Raw genomic sequence first — 1133 nt, 5'->3', positions numbered from 1 at the left:
CGGAACGTTCCAACTCCGCGACTCTGATGAGCAACTGCATTGCGTGAATTTTATCCATTTCTTTGACCGATTGTTGTTCACAACGAAACAGTAGCATCCATATCGCATTGTTTATTGTTTTTTCTAACATCTAATGCCGGGTTTCACAATGTTGTCATGACGAATGTGGCGATTTCTCAGCAGGAAAAGGGCGGAATAGCTTTCTGAGAAAGGTGAATCCCCCTAAACAGAGCGTATTTTTCAGCGATTCCCTTTAAAGTGAATAGAGGACGTGTTGGCTATTTGTGCTTATTTTTGTCTCATTGCCGTTTGTTATTTTTGCTTGTGGTCGCGGAGTTTCATTTTTAATTGCATGCGTACTAACCACCAATATAAGGAAATCCTCAAAATTGTTTTAAATAGTGCCCTCGACATGTAATTTCAGGCGTTTAGCTGTAACTATTTATATCGGTAACTATTTTCTACGCGTCATCTCTGTAGAATGGCCACCGCCAAATGGCGAATTCTTATTTTTTCTCGCGGGTAATACCCTTCCACTACTTAAGTCTTTTTAACGTATTCAGGTGGAGATTCAGTTATGCAAATAGTCATGTTTGACAGGCAGTCAATATTTATTCATGGAATGAAAATCAGTTTACAGCAGCGTATTCCAGGAGTGAGTATTCAGGGGGCCAGTCAGGCAGACGAGTTATGGCAAAAGCTGGAAAGTGACCCTGAAGCCTTAGTTATGCTCGATGGCGATCAGGATGGTGAGTTTTGCTACTGGTTGCTGCAAAAAACCGTGGTGCAATTTCCTGAGGTTAAGGTGTTAATTACGGCGACGGATTGCAATAAACGGTGGTTACAGGAAGTTATCCATTTTAATGTGCTGGCCATTGTGCCTCGTGATTCAACCGTCGAGACATTTGCGTTGGCGGTAAATAGTGCGGCGATGGGGATGATGTTTCTGCCTGGAGACTGGCGGACGACGCCGGAAAAGGACATTAAAGATCTCAAATCGTTAAGCGCCCGCCAGCGGGAGATTTTAACCATGTTAGCGGCGGGCGAATCAAATAAGGAGATCGGCAGAGCGCTGAATATCAGTACCGGAACGGTAAAAGCGCATCTGGAATCCCTGTATCGCCGTCTGGAAG

At 44.0% G+C, this 1133-nt stretch carries 1 protein-coding gene; it reads left to right on the top strand.

What is annotated here, in order from left to right; all coding sequences use genetic code 11:
- Positions 1–577 precede the first annotated feature (577 nt).
- On the top strand, positions 578–1133 hold a 556-nt coding region (locus R7Z41_RS24175; protein WP_318141660.1), incomplete at its 3' end, for a response regulator transcription factor.

This window comes from Vibrio sp. 1457 (genome assembly GCF_033340195.1).
Taxonomy (GTDB): domain Bacteria; phylum Pseudomonadota; class Gammaproteobacteria; order Enterobacterales; family Vibrionaceae; genus Vibrio; species Vibrio alginolyticus.
Note: the sequence above shows the minus strand (reverse complement) of the source record. Positions and strands in the feature narration are given on the sequence as shown.